Origin of the sequence: Variovorax sp. J2P1-31, assembly GCF_030317215.1 — a bacterium.
Classification (GTDB): Bacteria; Pseudomonadota; Gammaproteobacteria; order Burkholderiales; family Burkholderiaceae_C; genus Variovorax.
In genome coordinates, this window is the sequence record NZ_JASZYA010000002.1 from 111,019 (window position 1) to 128,065 (window position 17,047).

The following is a 17,047-nucleotide window of genomic DNA, read 5'->3' on the forward strand; positions in this document are numbered from 1 at the left end:
GCGTGCTCGGTCGACGGGGGGGCTGGGACTTTCCCTTGGAATGTTGACTCGCTTGGGCTACCCCACCAAGAATGCGTTGAAAGGCTGGTACCTTGAGTGCCAGCAGCGGCATGACCTTCCGGCCGGCTACGCACGCCGTGAACCGAAGTTCTCGCAGGCCCAGAAGGCTGCAGCGATCGAGCACTACCTCACCAATGATCGATGCATCGCTGCCACCATCAGGTCTCTGGGCTACCCGGGCACCGTCGAGCAGTTCATTGGGGTGGTCGACGACTACATCCGTTAGTACAACGAGAAGCGGGTCAAGATCTCCCTTGGCCCTCTCAGCCCCGTCGAATACCGGATGAGCCTTGGACTTGCGGCATAAAACCAGTCCAAGTTTTTATCCGCCCCCCCCTAGGGTCAAAGATCGACGGAATTTAACAATCGTGACATGAATCGTGACACAACCCGCATAAAAGAGATGCCAAAAAAAGCCCGCTATCTTTTGGATAACGGGCTCTCTCGAGGACTTGCGACTTGTAGTGGCTCCTCTACCTGGGCTCGAACCAGGGCCTACGGATTAACAGCCCGATTTATTTTAAATAATCGTATTAAGCGCATAGCGGGAATTGGATTCTTATGCGCTCAAAGGTTTTGTATCACGCTTTTCCAAAAGCCTGTGCAACGTTTCTAAAGCCTTGCGCTTTTCTAGTATGTAGTCGTGCCCGTCATAGTGTCTGGCTTGAACTCCTGATACGCCGTGCGATTGCAGGCGACCCCGAACTTCCTTAGTTACGCCTACACCGGCGAGAAGCGTTTCCACGCCAGAGCGCAAGCGTTTTGCTTGAAAGCCCTCTATGGCACCTCCAGCGGCAGAGACAGCCCATTTACTCAGGGAGGTTGCTGCGACATGAGTGACCCCGCCGTCGGTCGAAAGTGCGTACTCACCCGCAGGGCCGCATTCGCTGAGAGCAAGCGTGGCCTCCTTAACAAGTGGAAGGCTGTGAGGCCGTGGGGGGCGACCCGGTCGTCCCTTGCCGTCGTGAATAAGGACTAGGTCGGCAGAGATATTGGCTGTCTTCAAATTCACTAACTGCTCGATGCGCTGACCGCCAGTGAGCAGGTGAAGCCGCAGAAGGGCGCCCTGGAAACCCGTCATCTTCTTTATGATCTGCCAGTACAGACGCAACTCGGCGCTACTCAATGGTCTCTTGTCCGGTCGATTCTGTAGCTCATCGGGCTCCGTGTCCGCCACGGGGTTGACTGTCACCCCAAAGCTCTTGAACGATTCAGGAATACTCGCCTTCGAACGTGCCGCCTTTGCTGTTTGGTAGGCTGCTCTGGCGTAACTACGCAGTTTGTTCGCGGTGCGGCCCTTGCCCGCGTCCATCAGTTTGCGCATCATGTCGGCGAAGTGCTCGCCATTGACTTGACATGCCGGAAGGGCCGCTACTTCGGGCCAAGCTTCGAACACATGAAGGTTGAAAATGCTGCGGGCATCTCGGTGCGAACTTCTGCCCAAGGCTTCTAGGTGATTGCTGTATGCGATGAGGAGGTCGCGCAAGGTGTTCTCTTTCGCCTGTCGCTTCGCTTCAGTCACCGCCGCAAGTGCAGCACGCTGGGCGGCGACGATTGCTGGTCGACCACCGTTCTCTCGGTGTTGATGATGTTCGATCGCCAAGGCCTCAGCCGCACGAGTGGCCGCGGCGATTGAAAATCCCCTCTGCGTTGGAGTCAGACTCCGAGGCGGTGCAGACGAGTCATACAGCCCGATGGAGACGCGCTCGCTCGCGGTTCCAATGCTGTAACGCCAGTACAAGGCAACCGTTCCGGTGGCCTGCCGACGGGCCTGCAGCGCACCAAGAGGCTTCACTTTGAAGAGTGTTTTGAACACGCCTGTGGGAAGCGCATTGATGCTCCTCCCAATCGTTTCCGTTGTCATGTTCTGAGTCTGCTCGTAAATTCGTTGCCAGATTATTGCCAGAATTGTCGAGGATGGCAATGTTCGTCAACGGACTTGAGAGGAAGTTTCTTCTTTGTAAAACAACAGCTTATATGCCATTGCCAGAGCGCTGGCATCCGCTGCCTTCCGCCAGTTTCGGACTCATAATCCGTTGGTCGAGTGTTCAAGCCACTCACGGCCTACCATTTCTCCGCGCAGCCATTGAAGTGCGCGCTATCGAATGCGAAGCGCGCCGTGCCGCTCAGCCGGCCGGGGATTCGCCCCGGACCGCGGGCGGCACCGCACCTGATTCCTCGTCATGGATCGGCGCATAGCCCGGCCCGAAGGACACATCGCCCAGCCGCCAGCCGGCCGGCCGGCGGAACGCCCCCCAGAAGCGCTTGAGCGTGTGCCATTGCATCGCCACCAGGCCGCGCTCGTTGTCGGCGTCCACCACCGGGTCGCTCACGCCCGTGGGCCGCAGCGGCGCGCCGTAGAGGGCGGTGCCGAAGAGGCGGTCCCAGACCGACAGCACCTGGCCGAAGTTGCAGTTGTGCAGCGTCGGGCGCTCGGGGTCGCGCAGCATGTGGTGCAGCCGGTGGAAGCGCGGGCCGACCAGCAGGCGCTCGCCCAGCCAGCCGACACGGCCCAGCCGCAGGCGCACATTGGCATGCGAGAAGTTCTGCACCAGCTCGCTCAGCAGCCCCAGCAAGGCGAACTCGGAGGGCTCCACGCCCAGCGCCAGGCCCACCGTGGCCAGCAGCACCGACTGCAGCATGCCGTCGAGGTAGCTGCCGCGGTCGTTGCTCCAGCAGCTCATCTGGCGCTGGCTGTGGTGCATGCTGTGCAGCGCCCACCACCAGGGAATCGCGTGCTGGGCCCGGTGCATCCAGTAGTAGAAGCAGTCGTAGACCACGTAGTAGACGAGGAACATCGCGATCGGATGGTCCGCGAACCAGGGGAACCAGTGCTTGAGCCCGCTCGGTTCGGCCGTGGCGGGGCCCCCGCCCAGCAGGTGCGCGAAGGGCATCAGCACCAGGAAGCTGAACAGCGGGAACAGGCCCAGCAGCATCAGCAGCGTGTAGTGGCGGTCGACCGTGGTCAGGCGCCGGTCCTGCCAGCGCTCGGCCGGCAGCAGGCTCTCCAGCGGGCGGAAGATGCCCGCGATGATGAACAGCTGCAGCGCCGCGATCAGCAGGGCCGCGGCGATCTCGCGCGGGTCGCCCGCCTTCTCGCCGATGTGCAGCAGCGTCAGCGCGGGGGCGACCAGATGGCTGCTGGTCCAGGAAACGGCATCCGACCAGAGCAGGGGCAGGGACAGCATGGTGGTGGAAAGACGGGACGAGCCCGCCATTCTGTCACCGCCCCGAAAATTCGAAGGAGGGCGCGGCCATTCCCGCCGCCGACGCCCTCCGCCCGCTCAGTTCGCCTTGGGCAGGGCGTAGGCGACGATGTAGTCGCCGCGGTCGGGCGAGCCGCGCGTGCCGCCCACCGACACCACCACGAACTGGCGCTTGCTGGCCGGCGACACGTAGGTCAGCGGCGTGGCTTGGGCACCCACGGGCAGGCGCGCCTTCCAGAGTTCGTCGCCGTTCGATGCATCCAGCGCGCGCAGGAAGTAGTCCTGCGTGCCGGCGAAGAACACCAGGCCGCCCTGCGTGGTGGTCGGGCCGCCCAGCGTGGGCATGCCGATCGGCATCGACAGGCCGGTGCGCAGGCCCAGCGGGCCGGTGTCCTTCACCGTGCCCATGGGCACCTGCCAGACGATCTGGCGCGTGTTCAGGTCGATGGCGGTCATCGCGCCGTAGGGCGGCATGTGGCAGGGCACGCCGAGCGCCGACATGAACATGTTCTTGTCGGCACCGTAGGGCGTGCCGGTCTGCGTCGCCAGGCCGGCATGGCCGTCGGCGCCGCCCTTGCGCGCGGCGATGCGGCGCTCGGTCTCGTCGCGCGGGATCAGCTGCACCACCTGCGGCACGCGCATGTCGTTCACGATCAGCAGGCCGTTGCGTTCGTCGATGGACGAGCTGCCCCAGTTCATGCCGCCGTAGAAGCCCGGGTACTGCAGGCTCTTGGTCAGGCCGGGCGGGGTGAACTCGCCTTCGTAGCGCAATTGCTTGAACGCGATGCGGCACAGCAGCTGGTCGAAGGGCGTGGTGCCCCACATGTCGGCTTCGGTGAGCTTGTTGGCGCCGATGCTGGGCATGCCGACCGAGTAGGGCTGCGTGGGCGACAGGTGGTCGCCCTCGGCCGCGCCCTGGGGCACGGGCTTCTCCTGCACCTCGGCGATGGGCGTGCCGTCGCGGCGGTCGAGCATGAAGATCTGGCCGCGCTTGGTGGTCTGGATCAGCGCCGGCACCGTGCCGCCGTCCTTGCCGCGCACGTCGTAGAGCGCGGGCTGCGAAGGCACGTCGTAGTCCCAGAGGTCGTGATGCGCGGTCTGGAATTTCCAGCGTTCGCGGCCGGTCCGGATGTCGAGCGCGACCACCGCCGAGGCGTAGGCCTCGGCTTCCTTGCTGCGCGTGCCGCCCCAGAAGTCGGGCGTGGCGTTGCCGGTGGGCAGGTAGACCAGGCCCAGCTTGTCGTCGAAGGCCGGCGTGGACCAGACGTTCGGCGTGCCGCGGGTGTAGGTCTCGCCGGCCGGCGGTTCACCGGTGAGGGCCGGGCTGCCCATGTCCCAGGCCCAGACCAGCGCGCCGGTGTGGGCGCTGAAGGCGCGCACCACGCCCGAGGGCTCGCCGAGCGCGACGTTGTCCCAGACCCAGCCGCCGACGATCACCAGGTCGCGCATCACGGTGGGCGCGGAGGTCTGGAAGTAGAAGCCCGGATCGACCTGGCCCATGCCGGCCTTGAGGTCGACCGAGCCGTTGGTGCCGAAGCCCGCGCAGGGCGCGCCGGTCTTGGCGTCGACCTGCATCAGGCGGCTGTCGATGGTGGTCATCACGATGCGCTGGGCGCAGCTGCCGTCGGCCGGTGGCGCGACAGGCGCGGATGCGCTGGTGCCCGCCGCGGGCACGGCCGTCGCGGGCGTGGCGGCGGCATCGAAGTAGCTCACGCCGCGGCAGCGCTGCCACAGCGGCGACTTGGCCTGCGGGTCGAACTTCCAGCGCTGCGCGCCGGTGTCGGCGTCGAGCGCGAACACCACGTTGTGCGGCGTGCAGGCGTAGACCGTGTCGCCGATCTGGATCGGCGTGTTCTGGTCTTCGCTCGAGCCCTTGGTGTCGCGGCCGGTGCGGAAGGTCCAGGCGACCTGCAACTGCTGCACGTTGCTCTTGTTGATCTGGTCGAAGGGCGCGAAGCGGGTGCCGTTGGGCGTGCGGCCGTAGTACTGCCAGTCCGCCGCGGGCGCGGCGTCGGTGGTCGCGGCGGGCGCCGCTGCGGCGACGCTGCCCGAAGGCCGCGTCACGCCGTGCGGCACGAAGGCCAGGCCCAGCGTGCCCAGCAGCGCCACGAACAGCAGGCCGGCCGCGCCATAGGCGGGCCGGGCACCGAGCGCGCCGATGCGCGGCGCGAGCAGCAGGCCGAACATGGTCAGCGCGGCGATCACCACCAGGCGCGGGAACAGCTGCCAGTAGTCGAAGCCGACTTCCGCCAGCGCCCAGACCACCGTGGCGACGAACACCAGGCCCAGCCAGGCCAGCGCGGAAGGGCGGCGGCGCGCGTATTGCACACCCGCGAGCAGCAGCAGCAGGCCCGCGCCCAGGTAGTACCACGAGCCGCCCAGCGAGGCCAGGCGCGCACCGCCGGCCGCGAAGGCGGCGCCGCACAGCAGCAGCACGATCCCGAAGAGCACGAGCAGCCATCGCGGGCTGCCGGTACGGCGTGAGACAGGGTCATTCATGTTGTTTTCCTATTCGGATGGCAAGAAGCGGCGGCTCTTGCGGGCCACCGCACGGCAGGCAGTCGTCGTTGTGGGGCATGACGCTGCCTTTTGTCCGTGCCGGCACACAAGGGGCCGGCACGCGGTTTTCGGGTCGACCGCGGAAGGCCCGCGCTCAGCCCACGGGGTCCTGCGCCGACGGCGCGCGCATGCCGTTGCGCAGCAGTTGCAGCGAACGGCGCGCGAGCGAGCGGCGTTCGGCCGGCGTGCCGCCACGCAGGCTGGCGCCGAGCATCTGGGTGATCAGCTGGATGTCCTGCGGCCGGAAGTCCGCGCGGCACAGGCCGCTGTCGATGGCCCGCTGCAGCGGTGCCTTGAAGATCTGCGCGATGCGCTTGCGGGCCGCCAGCACGACCGCGTCGTCGCGGTCGACCACACGCCAGAAGTCGACCAGCGGCGCCGAGTCCGCGATGTCCATGCCGAAGCGTTCGAGCAGCAGGTACAGCGCGTCGTCCTCGTGCGTCACCGTGGCGGCATGCGCTTCGAGCATGGCCAGCGCCCGGTCGAGCAGCGCAGCCATCAGGGCCGTGCGGTTGGCGAAGTTGCGGTAGAGCGTGGCGCGGCCCAGGCCCGCGCGGGCCACGACCAGATCGAGGGAGGCCGTGACGCCATGCTCGGAGAACACGGCATCGGCCGCGCTAAGAAGGAGATGCCGGTGCGTGGATGCATCGGCGCGGGGCTTTCGCATGAAACCCATTATCGGACAGAAGCGTCCGTTTATCTGCTGCGCAGGAGACAGGGGGGCGCGCCTTGCGGCATCGGCCGCAAGAAAAAAATTGATGTCACAAGGGCGTGGCGGCCAAATCGGCTCTGTTTTGCCCCGATAATTCACGCTGTCGTTGGTTGAGTCGTTCAGACGCTTTCAACGATTTCTTGCAAGGTGTCCGGGAGAGAGCAAAAACGGATGCTATAATTGCAAGCTGTGCGGCTGTAGCTCAGTTGGATAGAGTACTTGGCTACGAACCAAGGGGTCGTGGGTTCAATTCCTGCCAGCCGCACCACTCTTCATGATGGCCTAGAAGGTTTTCCTTCTAGGCCATTTTCTTTTGGCGGGCCGAAGCCCCGCATCGTTTCCCCCCTGAAGACCTCAGCGCACCGTCGGCGCCAGCACATAGCTGCCGCGGCCGTTCTGCTTGGCCTGGTACATCGCCTTGTCGGCCGCGGCCAGCAGGTCTTCGGGCGTGGCGCCGCCGTCGGTGAGCACGATGCCGATCGACACGCCCATGGCCATGTCGGCGTGCCGCAACTGCAGCGGCAGTGCCACCGCATCGATGCATTGCTGGGCCAGCGCGAGCACGGCGTGTTCGGCCGGTTCCGCGAAGTTGGCCGCGATCAGCACGAATTCGTCGCCGCCGATGCGGGCCACCGTGTCGTTGTGCCGCACCAGGCTCCGGAGCCGGCGCGCGGTTTCGCGCAGCGCCTTGTCGCCGGCCTCGTGGCCGAAGGTGTCGTTGAGCCGCTTGAAGCCGTCGAGGTCGAGGTAGAGCACGGCCACCAGGTTGGCTTCGCGCTTCGCGCGCGCCAGCATCTGGTGCAGCCGGTCGTCGAGCAGCTTGCGGTTGGGCAGGCCGGTGAGGGTGTCGTGGTGGGCCAGGCGCCTGAGCTCGGCCTGGTGCTCGACCAGCTTGGCGAGCAAGCGGTTGAAGGCGGTCGTGAGATGGCCGATCTCGTCGTTGCGCACCACCCGCAGCGGCGCCAGTTCGATCTCGCCGCGGGTCATCCTGTCGGCCTGGTGGGCGGCACGCATCAGCGGGCGCAGCAGCCAGGCCATGGCCAGGCCGATGAGCACCAGCACCGTCGCCACGGCCGGCGTGCGCTGTTCGAGGATGAAGCGCTGCATGCGCGCCACCGGCGCCAGCGCTTCGGCGACGGGCAGGCGCGCCACGATGAACCAGCCGCTGCTGGGCACGGACGCGATGGCCGAGATCTCCTCGATGCCCTTGGCGTTGACCGTCCGGCCGCTGCCACGAAAGCCGTTCATGGCCCGGTCGTGCAGCAGGTTCACGCCCTCGGGCGGCGTGGGCGTGAGCGACAGGGCGGCATCGGTCGAGGCGACGAAGAGCCGCTCGTCCGGCGAGACCACGAGGATGCCGCCGGTCTTGCCCACGCGCCCGGACTGCAGGTGGTCCAGCAGCCCGTCGGTCGACATGTCGGCCGTGCCGCGCAGCACGGCCACCACCTGGCCCGCGCGGTCGCGGATGGGCGTGGCCATGGGCAGGGCCGAATGCCGGTTGGCCGGCACCGACCGGGCCCGCCCGAGCGTGGTCCGGCCCGCGCTCGCGCCTTTGAATTCGGCGTCGTCGATGTTGGTCCGGCCGCTGTCGTCGAGCGGCTCGCCCGCCAGGTCGCTGACCGTCAGGCCCAGCGAGAACACCGGGTTCAGGCTGCCGCGCTCGTCGAGCCAGGCGCGCAGCGGCCGGGGCTGCGTCAGCAGTTCCGGCGGCATGCTGGTTGCCAGGCGTTCCAGGAAGGACAGCCGTTCGCGCAGGTAGTTGTCGACGTCGCGCGCCACGTAGTCGGCCAGCGCGGTCTGCTGGACCGCGACCGACTCGGCCAGATCCTTGCGCAGGAAGCGGCTGAGCTGGATGTAGCTGGCGGCGGTGCCCACGGTGGCCATCAGCAGGCCCATCACGACCAGGCGGGTGATCAGGCTGCTGGTTATCTGTTGGAGTTTCACTCGGGCGGCGCGTCGGGGGAACGGGTGAAGGAGGAGCAGGGGCTGTGCGGCGCCCCCTTCCCGAGGCGTCGCGGGTCAGGTCAGGGGGCGGGTGAAGATACCCCGAAGACGCAAAGATTGCTTGCAGTTTCGGCGCGATCGCGAACGAAGTCCGGCGGCCCGCGACCGGGAGCGCCGGCGAAAGGCGGCACAATCATCGAAACCGCCGCCCGGGGGCGCCCTCCCGGAAGGCGCGGGCCGCTCCGGGCCCGGCGCCACCGCAGCAAGCAAGAAAAGCCCGCAGCGCGCGTTGCGGGCTTTGTCATCTGGAAGCTTCTTCATCGATGAGCAAGGCATTCACCAAGGAATCGGAGTCCGAGGACGACGACGCGGGCGAGACCGGCGGCGTCGCGCCGTTGCCGGCCGGGTCCAAGAACTACATGACGCCCGGCGGCTACGCCCGGTTGCGGGACGAACTGCTGGCGCTGATGGACGTCGAGCGGCCCAAGGTGGTGGAGGCCGTGCACTGGGCGGCCAAGAACGGTGACCGCTCAGAGAACGGCGACTACCTCTACGGCAAGAAGCGCCTGCGCGAGATCGACCGCCGCATCCGTTTCCTGACCAAGCGCCTCGAAGTGGCGGAGGTCACCGAACCCTCGGTGCACCATGGCAGCGACCAGGTCTTCTTCGGCGCCACCGTGCGCTACGCCGACGAGGCCTCGGGCGAGGAGCACCGCGTGACCATCCTGGGCATCGACGAGGCCGACAGCGCGCAGTCGCAGGTGAGCTGGATCTCGCCGATCGCGCGCGCGCTGCTGCGTTCGCGCGAGGGCGACGTCGTCAAGCTGGCCACGCCGGGCGGGATGCGGGAACTGGAGATCCTCAGCGTGAGCTACCCGCCGCCGCCCGCCCCGGGGGGCTGAGCGGGCCGCGCCGGCGCTCAGGTCGCGGGGACCGTGCGCTCGGCGCTCAGCACCGAGGCGCCGCGCCGGACGGTGCGCAGCACCGCCTCGAGGTGCATGCGGTCGCGCACCGAGATCACGAAACGCAGGTCGGTCGAGTCCTGCGGGGTCTCGTCGGCCATCTCGACGTGGGTGATGTCGGCTTCGGCATCGGCCAGCGTGGAGGCCACGCGTGCCAGCACGCCCTTGTCGTTGCGCACGGTGATCACCACGCCGGTCTCGAAGGTGCGCACCGGTTCGTCGGCCCACTCGACCGCGAAGAAGCGCTCGCTGTCCTTGTAGTGCAGGCGCTGGCCGACGCCGCAGTTCTCGGTGTGCACCACCAGCCCTTCGCCATGGCCCAGGTAGCCGACGATCGGGTCGCCCGGGATCGGCCGGCAGCACAGCGCGAAGCGCACCGAGGAGTTCTCGCTGCCATCGAGCGTGACCGCGCCCTGCGACACGCTCTCGTGCGCCGTGAAGCGCTCGCGGCTCAGCATCAGCGCATCGGGTTTCTCGCCGCGCTCCGCCATCAGCGCCATCAGCCGCTTGGCGACGATGCTCGCGATGCGCTTGCCCAGGCCGATGTCGGTCAGCAGTTCGGAGCGGTTGCGGTTGCCGGTGAAGCGCAGCAGCCGTTCCCACAGCGCCTGGTGTTCGGCGTCGTCCGCGGGCATCTTGCCCAGGCCTTCGGCGCGCAGCGCCTGCGCCAGCAGCTTCTCGCCCAGGCCCTCGGACTCGGCATGCGCCAGCGTCTTGAGGTAGTGCCGGATCTTCGAGCGCGCGCGCCCGGTGCGCACGAAGCCCAGCCAGGCCGGGTTGGGCGTGGAGACCGGTGCCGTGATGACTTCCACCACGTCGCCGTTCTTCAATTCGGTGCGCAGCGGCACCTGGTCGCCGTTGATGCGCGCGGCCGAGGTGTGGTCGCCGATGTTGCTGTGGATCGCATAGGCGAAATCCACCACCGTGGCGCCGCGCGGCAGCGCCATGATCTGGCTCTTGGGCGTGAACACGTAGACCGCGTCGGGGAACAGGTCGACCTTGACGTGGTCCCAGAACTCGGCCGCGTCGCGGGTCTCGTCCTGGATGTCGAGCAGCGACTGCAGCCACTTGGCGCCGAGCCGGTCGCTGGGCGCGGTGCTGGGTTCGGCCGCCTTGTAGAGCCAGTGCGCGGCCACGCCGGATTCGGCCACCACGTTCATGGCTTCGGTGCGCAGCTGGAACTCGACGTTGACGCTGGCCGGGCCCACGAGCGTGGTGTGCAGCGACTGGTAGCCGTTGAGCTTGGCGATCGCGATGTGGTCCTTGAACTTGCCCGGCAGCGGCTTGTACATCTGGTGCAGGATGCCCAGGCCGGTGTAGCAGGCGATCACGTTCGGCAGAATCAGCCGGAAGCCGTAGATGTCGGTGACCTGGGCGAAGCTCAGGTGCTTGTCCTCCATCTTGCGGTAGATGGAGTAGAGCGTCTTCTCGCGGCCCGCGAGGCGCAGGCTCATCCCGGCTTCGCCGAAGGCGGCCTCGACCTCCTTCTGCACCTTCTGGATCAGGTCGCGCCGTCGGCCGCGGGCCTTGGCCACCGCCTTGGACAGGATCGCGTAGCGCCAGGGCCGCAGGTGGCGGAACGACAGCTCCTGCAGCTCGCGGTAGGTCTGGTTCAGGCCCAGCCGGTAGGCGATGGGCGCGTAGATCTCCAGCGTCTCGTTGGAGATGCGGGCCCACTTCTCGCGCGGCGCATCGTCCAGCGTGCGCATGTTGTGCGTGCGGTCGGCCAGCTTGACCAGGATCACGCGCACGTCGCGCGCCATCGCCAGCAGCATCTTGCGGAAGGACTCGGCCTGGTTCTCTTCCCGGGTGTTGAACTGCAGCTTGTCGAGCTTGGTCAGGCCGTCGACCAGCTCGGCCACCGGCGCGCCGAAGCGCTCGATCAGTTCGGACTTGGTGACGCCGCAGTCCTCGATGGCGTCGTGCAGCAGCGCGGCCATCAGGGCCTGGGCGTCGAGCTTCCACTCGGCGCACTGCGCGGCCACCGCGATCGGGTGCGTGATGTAGGGCTCGCCGCTGTTGCGCAGCTGGCCCAGGTGGGCCTCGTCGGCGAAACGGTAGGCGCGGCGGACCAGGTCCGTGTCTTCGGCGTTCAGGTAATCGAGCCGTGCCGTCAGGGCGGCGAAGCTGGCGGCGGCTGCGTTCAGCGCAGCCGGGCTCGGCCGCGGGTTGCTCCGAGGTGCATTGGATTGGGGCTTGACGACCGCGCTCATTGACAACACTGTAGCGCGGGGCCCGAGGCCTCGTGCCCGGGCATAAAAAAAGCACCGCGCGGCGGTGCTTTTCTGTTGCAGGACGGCGTCAAGCTCAGCCCGGCACCTTCTTGAGCATTTCGATACCGATCTTGCCTTCGGCGATCTCGCGCAGCGCGGTCACGGCCGGCTTGTTCTTGCTCTCGATCTTCGGGGCATGGCCCTGGCTCAGCATGCGCGCGCGGTAGGTCGCGGCGAGCACGAGCTGGAAACGGTTGGGGATCTGCAGCAGGCAGTCTTCGACGGTGATGCGGGCCATGAGGATCTTTCGTTGCGGACGGTGGTCGAGATTCAGGGAATGTTGAGCGCGGAAAAGGTGTCTGCACGGGCACGGCGCTGGGCGGAGTAGCGCAGCCGCTGCGCGTGGACGATGGCTTTCAGGTCGAAAAGCGCGCGCTCAAATAACTCGTTGATTATAACGAAATCGAATTCCCGGGTGCGCGCCATCTCTTCGGCGGCGTTCTTCAGCCGCAGTTCGATGACCTCTGCGCTGTCCTCGCCACGGCGTTCGAGTCGCGAGCGCAGCTCTTCCCAGCTCGGCGGCAGGATGAAGATCAGCACCGCGTTGGCGAAGGTCTTGCGGATCTGCAGCGCGCCCTGGAAGTCGATTTCGAGGATCACGTCGGCCCCTTGGGCAACGCGGTCTTCGATCGCCTTTTTCGAGGTGCCGTAGCGCTGGCCGTGCACATGGGCCCACTCGACGAAGCCGTCGCTCTCGACCATCGCGTCGAATTCCGAGGGCGAGGCGAAGAAGTATTCGCGGCCGTGCTTTTCCTGCCCGCGCGGCGGCCGCGTGGTGTGCGAGACCGACGGTTGCACCGCCGAGTCGAGTTCCATCAGGGCCTTGACCAGGCTCGATTTGCCTGCGCCGCTCGGCGCGGCCACGACGAAGATATTGCCGGGGTAATCCATAAAGTCGTCTGCTTATTCGATGTTCTGAACCTGCTCGCGCATCTGCTCGATCAGCACCTTCATGTCGACGCCGATGCGCGTCAGTTCGAGCGCGGCCGACTTGGAGCCCAGGGTGTTGGCCTCGCGGTGCAGTTCCTGGATCAGGAAGTCCAGCCGCTTGCCGACCTCGCCGCCCTTCTTGAGCAGGCGCTCGATCTCGTCGAGGTGCGAGCTCAGCCGGGTCAGTTCCTCGGCCACGTCGATGCGGATGGCGAAGGCGGTGGCCTCGGTCAGCGCGCGGTCCTGGGCGGCTTCGGGCAGCGTGCCGCCCGTGAGGCCCATGGCGTCCTGCCAGCGCTCGAGGAAGCGCGCGCGCTGCTGCTCGACCAGTTGCGGAATCAGCGGCACCGCCTGGGCCGCCAGCTTGCGCAGCTGGCCCAGGTGGTCCTTGAGCATCGCGGCCAGGCGGGCGCCTTCGCGTTCGCGGGCGGCCATCAGGCTCTCGAGCGCCTTCTGCGTGACCTCGAGCAGGTCGGGGCCCCAGTCGCCGCGGGCCGCGGAGTCGCCCGAGGCGAGCCGGATCACGTCGGCCACGCTGAGCTCGCGCGCGCTCGGCAGCCAGGCACGGATGCCGTCCTGCACGCCGTTGAGGCGCTGCAGCAGGCGGGTGGAGGGTTCGGCGATGCCGGCCTGGGCGGTGCTTTCGACCGCGGCGCGCACTTCGACCTTGCCGCGCTTGAGCTTGCCCGTGAGCAGCTCGCGCAGCGCGGTTTCATGCTGGCGCAGCTCTTCCGGCAGCTTGAAACTGAGGTCCAGGAAACGGCTGTTGACCGAGCGGATTTCGACCCCGAGCCGACCCGCGGCCGGGGGGCGCGCGTCGGTTTCGGGCTGGGTGCCTACCGGGCCGTTCTGGCCGTTGGCATAGCCGGTCATGCTGTAAACTGACATTGCGCCTCACTGTGTTTGTTGCTTGCTCCGAGGCGACGGCATCGCGTTCGCTTGCCGCACCATTGCCTTCGGGCGAAACTCCCGGATTATGTCAAAGGTCAAACCTTCGCCGCTGTTGCCGGACACCGTCATCGGAGGCTATCGCGTCGTGCGCCGTCTTTCGGCCGGCGGTTTCGGGGTGGTTTACCTGGCGGTCGACACCAGCGGCCAGCAGGTGGCGATCAAGGAATACCTGCCCTCGTCCCTGGCCACGCGCGGCACCGGCGAGCTCGCGCCCCAGGTGGCGCCCGACAAGCTCTCGCTCTACCGGCTCGGCCTCAAGAGCTTCTTCGAGGAAGGCCGTTCGCTGGCGCAGATCTCGCATGCCTCGGTGGTGAGCGTGCTCAATTTCTTCCGCGAGAACGAAACCGTCTACATGGTGATGAACTACCTGGAGGGCGCGACCCTGCAGGACTTCATCGTCACGGCGCGCGACCTGAAGAAGCAGAAGGTGTTCCGCGAATCCACGATCCGCTCGCTGTTCGACGAGATCCTGCGCGGCCTGCGCATCGTGCACCAGCACAAGATGCTGCATCTGGACATCAAGCCCGCCAACATCTTCGTGACCGACGACGACCGCGCCGTGATGATCGACTTCGGCGCCGCGCGCGAGGTGCTGTCCAAGGAAGGCAACTTCATCCGCCCGATGTACACGCCCGGCTTCGCGGCGCCCGAGATGTACCGCCGCGATTCGTCGATGGGCCCCTGGACCGACATCTACGCCATCGGCGCCTGTATCTACGCCTGCATGCAGGGCTATCCGCCCAACGACGCGCCGCAGCGCATCGAGAAGGACCGGCTGGGCCTGTCGCTGTCGCGGCTGCGCGGCATCTATTCCGACAACCTGATCGAGGTGGTCGAATGGTGCATGTCGCTCGACCCGCTGTCGCGCCCGCAGTCGGTGTTCGCGCTGCAGAAGGAGCTCAGCCGCGAAGGCGAGCGCCGCTACACCAAGCTCACGGTCAGCGAGAAGGTGCGGCTGTCGATCGACAACATGCGTTCCTCCGACAAGAAGTCGCTGCCCAAGGCCGCGGCACCCACCACGCGGCCGGCATGACGCACACCACGGCATTGCGGGCATGAAGTTCTCCGTCTTCCAGGTCAGTCGCAAGGGCGGCCGCCTCAAGAACGAAGACCGCATGGGCTATTGCTACACGCGCGAATCGGGCCTGTTCGTGCTGGCCGACGGCATGGGCGGTCACCCTGAAGGCGAAGTGGCGGCGCAGATGGCGCTGCAGACCATCGCCGCGCTCTACCAGCGCGAGGCACGGCCGCTGCTCAAGGACGTCAAGGCCTTCCTCAACACCTCGGTCATGGCAGCACACCGGCAGATCATGCGTTACGCCGGCACCAAGGCCATGCTCGACACGCCGCGCACCACGGTGGTCGCGGCGGTGCTCCAGGGCAGCACGGCCCATTGGGTGCATTGCGGCGATTCGCGGCTTTATGTGGTGCGCGACGGCATGCTGCTGACCCGTACCCGCGACCATTCGCATGCCGAGCGCCCGCGCCCGGGCGGCGGCCCCGAGCCGGCCAACCGCAACCTGCTGCTGACCTGCCTGGGCTCGCCCACGCCGCCGCTGATCGACGCGGCACCGCCGCTGCAGTTGCGGCGCGGCGACCGCATCATGCTGTGCTCCGACGGCGTCTGGGGCGTGCTCGACGATGCGACGATCGTGCACATCCTGTCCTCGGGCCGGCCGGTGTCCGATGCCGCGCCCGACCTGGCCGAGATGGCCTTGCGCAAGGGCGGCACCCACAGCGACAACGTGACGCTGATCGCGCTCGAATGGGAGACCCCGGATTCGCCCGGCGGCGAGCGCGGCGTGTCGACCGACAGCATCAGCGACGGCGTCTTCGCCTCCACCATCCAGGCGGGCATGCCGTCGGACAACGAACTCGACGATCTCGACGAAGACGCGATCGAGCGTTCGATCGCCGAAATCAACGAAGCCATCCGCCGCTCGGCTGCACGAAAGAGCTGATCCGGCGGGCCGACATGAATCCGCCGCGGCCAGCGGCGTCCTTATTTTTTCTTTTTCTTCCGAGTTGAACCACCCATGACTGCTTTCACACGAAGCGGCGGCCGTGCCGCCGACCAGCTGCGCCCGGTGCGCATCACCCGCGGCTTCACCATCCATGCCGAAGGCTCGGTGCTGATCGAGTTCGGCCAGACGCGCGTGCTGTGCACCGCCTCGGTCGAGGAGAAGGTGCCGCCGCACAAGAAGGGCAGCGGCGAAGGCTGGGTCACGGCCGAATACGGCATGCTGCCGCGCGCCACCCACACCCGCAGCAGCCGCGAAGCCGCCAAGGGCAAGCAGACCGGCCGCACGCAGGAGATTCAGCGCCTCATCGGCCGCTCGATGCGCGCGGTGTTCGACCTGGCCGCTCTGGGCGAACGCACCATCCACCTCGACTGCGACGTGCTGCAGGCCGACGGCGGCACCCGCACCGCGGCCATCACCGGCGCCTTCGTGGCCGCGCAGGATGCGGTCAACCAGCTGCTGGCCGCGGGCAAGATCGCCGCCTCGCCGATCCGCGGCCACGTGGCCGCCATCTCGGTGGGCATCGTGCAGGGCACGCCGCTGCTCGACCTCGAGTACACCGAGGACTCGGCCTGCGACACCGACATGAACGTCGTGATGACCGGCGCCGGCCACTTCGTCGAAGTGCAGGGCACGGCCGAGGGCGCGGCCTTCTCGCGCGCCGAGATGGGCCAGCTGCTCGACCTGGCCGAGAAGGGCATCATCGAGCTGGTGGTGCTGCAGCAGCAGGCGCTGGCCACCGTGGCCTGATGCCGTCGACGGTCGCATTCTCATGAAACTCGTCCTGGCATCGAACAACGCGGGCAAGCTGGCCGAGCTGCAGCAGCTGTTCGCACCCCTGCGCGTGCAGCTGGTGCGCCAGTCCGAACTCGGCGTGAGCGAGGCCGAGGAGCCCTTCCGCACCTTCGTCGAGAACGCGCTGGCCAAGGCACGCCATGCGGCGGCCGCCACCGGCCTGCCCGCGATCGCCGACGACGCCGGCCTGTGCGTCAACGCCTTCGGCGGCCTGCCGGGCGTGGACACCGCCTACTACGCGACGCAGTTCGGCTACGCCAAGGGCGATGCGAACAACGTGCGCGCGCTGCTCGAGCAGATGGCCACGGTCGACGACCGCCGCGCCGCGCTGGTCAGCACCCTGGTGGCGCTGCGCAGCGCCGACGACCCCGAGCCGCTGATCGCCGTCGGCCGCGCGCCCGGCGAGATCACGTGCGAGCCCATCGGCGACAACGGCTTCGGCTTCGACCCCGTGATGTTCCTGCCGGCCTTCGGCAAGACCTTCGCCCAGCTCACGCCCGAACTCAAGAACGCCAACAGCCACCGCGGCCAGGCCGCGCGCGCGATGCTGGCGCTGATGCGCGAGCGCTGGTCGTGAGCATCCACCTGCCCATCGGCATCGCGACCGAGGACGGCGCGCCCCATGCCAACGACG

Annotated in this window: 14 protein-coding genes, 2 tRNA genes and 2 pseudogenes; 9 read left to right on the forward strand and 9 right to left on the reverse strand. The window is 67.3% G+C overall.

What is annotated here, in order from left to right; genetic code table 11:
* Nucleotides 1-43: 43 nt before the first annotated feature.
* Nucleotides 44-241: pseudogene (locus QTI20_RS30775) on the forward strand (IS3 family transposase); the annotation flags it as partial.
* A pseudogene (locus tag QTI20_RS30780) lies at nt 242-367 on the forward strand (IS3 family transposase); the annotation flags it as partial.
* A gap of 252 nt (nt 368-619) precedes the next feature.
* On the opposite strand, the gene QTI20_RS11665 reads toward QTI20_RS30780, so the two are convergent.
* Nucleotides 620-1,924, reverse strand: coding sequence for a site-specific integrase (locus QTI20_RS11665; protein ID WP_286551057.1), 1,305 nt, complete (start codon nt 1,922-1,924; stop codon nt 620-622).
* 113 nt (nt 1,925-2,037) lie between these two features.
* Here QTI20_RS11665 and QTI20_RS11670 point away from each other — a divergent pair.
* A tRNA-Leu gene (locus QTI20_RS11670) sits at nt 2,038-2,130 on the forward strand.
* A 56-nt stretch (nt 2,131-2,186) separates the two neighbouring features.
* Here the strand turns inward: QTI20_RS11670 and QTI20_RS11675 are convergent.
* From QTI20_RS11675 to QTI20_RS11685, 3 genes are all read right to left on the reverse strand, one after another.
* Entirely contained in the window at nt 2,187-3,248 is a 1,062-nt protein-coding gene (locus tag QTI20_RS11675; RefSeq protein WP_286551058.1) for a sterol desaturase family protein, read from the reverse strand.
* A 96-nt stretch (nt 3,249-3,344) separates the two neighbouring features.
* Nucleotides 3,345-5,765: a membrane-bound PQQ-dependent dehydrogenase, glucose/quinate/shikimate family gene (locus QTI20_RS11680; RefSeq protein WP_286551059.1), complete on the reverse strand. Its 2,421-nt coding sequence runs from the start codon at nt 5,763-5,765 to the stop codon at nt 3,345-3,347.
* Nucleotides 5,766-5,919: 154 nt separating this feature from the next.
* On the reverse strand, nt 5,920-6,492 hold the full coding sequence (locus QTI20_RS11685) for a TetR/AcrR family transcriptional regulator (RefSeq protein WP_286551060.1): 573 nt from the start codon (nt 6,490-6,492) through the stop codon (nt 5,920-5,922).
* Between the two features lie 236 nt (nt 6,493-6,728).
* Between QTI20_RS11685 and QTI20_RS11690 the strand changes: the two genes are divergently transcribed.
* Nucleotides 6,729-6,805, forward strand: a tRNA-Arg gene (locus tag QTI20_RS11690).
* A gap of 86 nt (nt 6,806-6,891) precedes the next feature.
* Here the strand turns inward: QTI20_RS11690 and QTI20_RS11695 are convergent.
* Nucleotides 6,892-8,481, reverse strand: a complete 1,590-nt coding sequence (locus QTI20_RS11695) for a diguanylate cyclase domain-containing protein (protein ID WP_286551062.1) — start codon at nt 8,479-8,481, stop codon at nt 6,892-6,894.
* Nucleotides 8,482-8,804: 323 nt separating this feature from the next.
* On the opposite strand from QTI20_RS11695, the gene greB reads away from it, so the two are divergent.
* Entirely contained in the window at nt 8,805-9,383 is a 579-nt protein-coding gene (greB, locus tag QTI20_RS11700) for a transcription elongation factor GreB (RefSeq protein WP_286551063.1), read from the forward strand.
* 17 nt (nt 9,384-9,400) lie between these two features.
* Here the strand turns inward: greB and QTI20_RS11705 are convergent, their stop codons facing one another.
* The 4 genes from QTI20_RS11705 to QTI20_RS11720 all read right to left on the reverse strand — a co-directional run bounded on the left by QTI20_RS11705 (nt 9,401) and on the right by QTI20_RS11720 (nt 13,534).
* Nucleotides 9,401-11,656 (reverse strand): RelA/SpoT family protein, encoded by a 2,256-nt coding sequence (locus tag QTI20_RS11705; protein ID WP_286551064.1) that lies wholly within the window; start codon nt 11,654-11,656, stop codon nt 9,401-9,403.
* Between the two features lie 94 nt (nt 11,657-11,750).
* Nucleotides 11,751-11,954, reverse strand: coding sequence for a DNA-directed RNA polymerase subunit omega (gene rpoZ / locus QTI20_RS11710; RefSeq protein WP_021009011.1), 204 nt, complete (start codon nt 11,952-11,954; stop codon nt 11,751-11,753).
* Nucleotides 11,955-11,986: 32 nt separating this feature from the next.
* Nucleotides 11,987-12,607 carry a guanylate kinase gene (gene gmk, locus QTI20_RS11715; protein ID WP_183025460.1) on the reverse strand — a complete coding sequence of 207 codons (621 nt, stop codon included), beginning with the start codon at nt 12,605-12,607 and terminating at the stop codon, nt 11,987-11,989.
* 12 nt (nt 12,608-12,619) lie between these two features.
* Nucleotides 12,620-13,534 (reverse strand): YicC/YloC family endoribonuclease, encoded by a 915-nt coding sequence (locus QTI20_RS11720; protein WP_183025459.1) that lies wholly within the window; start codon nt 13,532-13,534, stop codon nt 12,620-12,622.
* Nucleotides 13,535-13,622: 88 nt separating this feature from the next.
* On the opposite strand from QTI20_RS11720, the gene QTI20_RS11725 reads away from it, so the two are divergent.
* The 4 genes from QTI20_RS11725 to rdgB all read left to right on the forward strand — a co-directional run bounded on the left by QTI20_RS11725 (nt 13,623) and on the right by rdgB (nt 16,990).
* Nucleotides 13,623-14,630 (forward strand): serine/threonine protein kinase, encoded by a 1,008-nt coding sequence (locus tag QTI20_RS11725; RefSeq protein ID WP_183025458.1) that lies wholly within the window; start codon nt 13,623-13,625, stop codon nt 14,628-14,630.
* Nucleotides 14,631-14,652: 22 nt separating this feature from the next.
* Nucleotides 14,653-15,558, forward strand: a complete 906-nt coding sequence (locus tag QTI20_RS11730; protein ID WP_286551066.1) for a PP2C family protein-serine/threonine phosphatase — start codon at nt 14,653-14,655, stop codon at nt 15,556-15,558.
* A gap of 75 nt (nt 15,559-15,633) precedes the next feature.
* Nucleotides 15,634-16,368 (forward strand): ribonuclease PH, encoded by a 735-nt coding sequence (gene rph / locus QTI20_RS11735; RefSeq protein ID WP_286551067.1) that lies wholly within the window; start codon nt 15,634-15,636, stop codon nt 16,366-16,368.
* 22 nt (nt 16,369-16,390) lie between these two features.
* Nucleotides 16,391-16,990, forward strand: coding sequence for an RdgB/HAM1 family non-canonical purine NTP pyrophosphatase (gene rdgB, locus QTI20_RS11740; RefSeq protein ID WP_286551068.1), 600 nt, complete (start codon nt 16,391-16,393; stop codon nt 16,988-16,990).
* Nucleotides 16,991-17,047: the final 57 nt, after the last annotated feature.

Coding starts and splice junctions, on each gene's coding strand:
- gmk (WP_183025460.1), bottom strand. CDS start 12,607: ATGGATTACCCCGGCAATATCTTCGTCGTGGCCGCGCCGAGCGGCGCA.
- QTI20_RS11675 (WP_286551058.1), bottom strand. CDS start 3,248: ATGCTGTCCCTGCCCCTGCTCTGGTCGGATGCCGTTTCCTGGACCAGC.
- rph (WP_286551067.1), top strand. CDS start 15,634: ATGACTGCTTTCACACGAAGCGGCGGCCGTGCCGCCGACCAGCTGCGC.
- QTI20_RS11665 (WP_286551057.1), bottom strand. CDS start 1,924: ATGACAACGGAAACGATTGGGAGGAGCATCAATGCGCTTCCCACAGGC.
- rdgB (WP_286551068.1), top strand. CDS start 16,391: ATGAAACTCGTCCTGGCATCGAACAACGCGGGCAAGCTGGCCGAGCTG.
- rpoZ (WP_021009011.1), bottom strand. CDS start 11,954: ATGGCCCGCATCACCGTCGAAGACTGCCTGCTGCAGATCCCCAACCGT.
- QTI20_RS11705 (WP_286551064.1), bottom strand. CDS start 11,656: ATGAGCGCGGTCGTCAAGCCCCAATCCAATGCACCTCGGAGCAACCCG.
- QTI20_RS11730 (WP_286551066.1), top strand. CDS start 14,653: ATGAAGTTCTCCGTCTTCCAGGTCAGTCGCAAGGGCGGCCGCCTCAAG.
- QTI20_RS11685 (WP_286551060.1), bottom strand. CDS start 6,492: ATGCGAAAGCCCCGCGCCGATGCATCCACGCACCGGCATCTCCTTCTT.
- greB (WP_286551063.1), top strand. CDS start 8,805: ATGAGCAAGGCATTCACCAAGGAATCGGAGTCCGAGGACGACGACGCG.
- QTI20_RS11725 (WP_183025458.1), top strand. CDS start 13,623: ATGTCAAAGGTCAAACCTTCGCCGCTGTTGCCGGACACCGTCATCGGA.
- QTI20_RS11680 (WP_286551059.1), bottom strand. CDS start 5,765: ATGAATGACCCTGTCTCACGCCGTACCGGCAGCCCGCGATGGCTGCTC.
- QTI20_RS11720 (WP_183025459.1), bottom strand. CDS start 13,534: ATGTCAGTTTACAGCATGACCGGCTATGCCAACGGCCAGAACGGCCCG.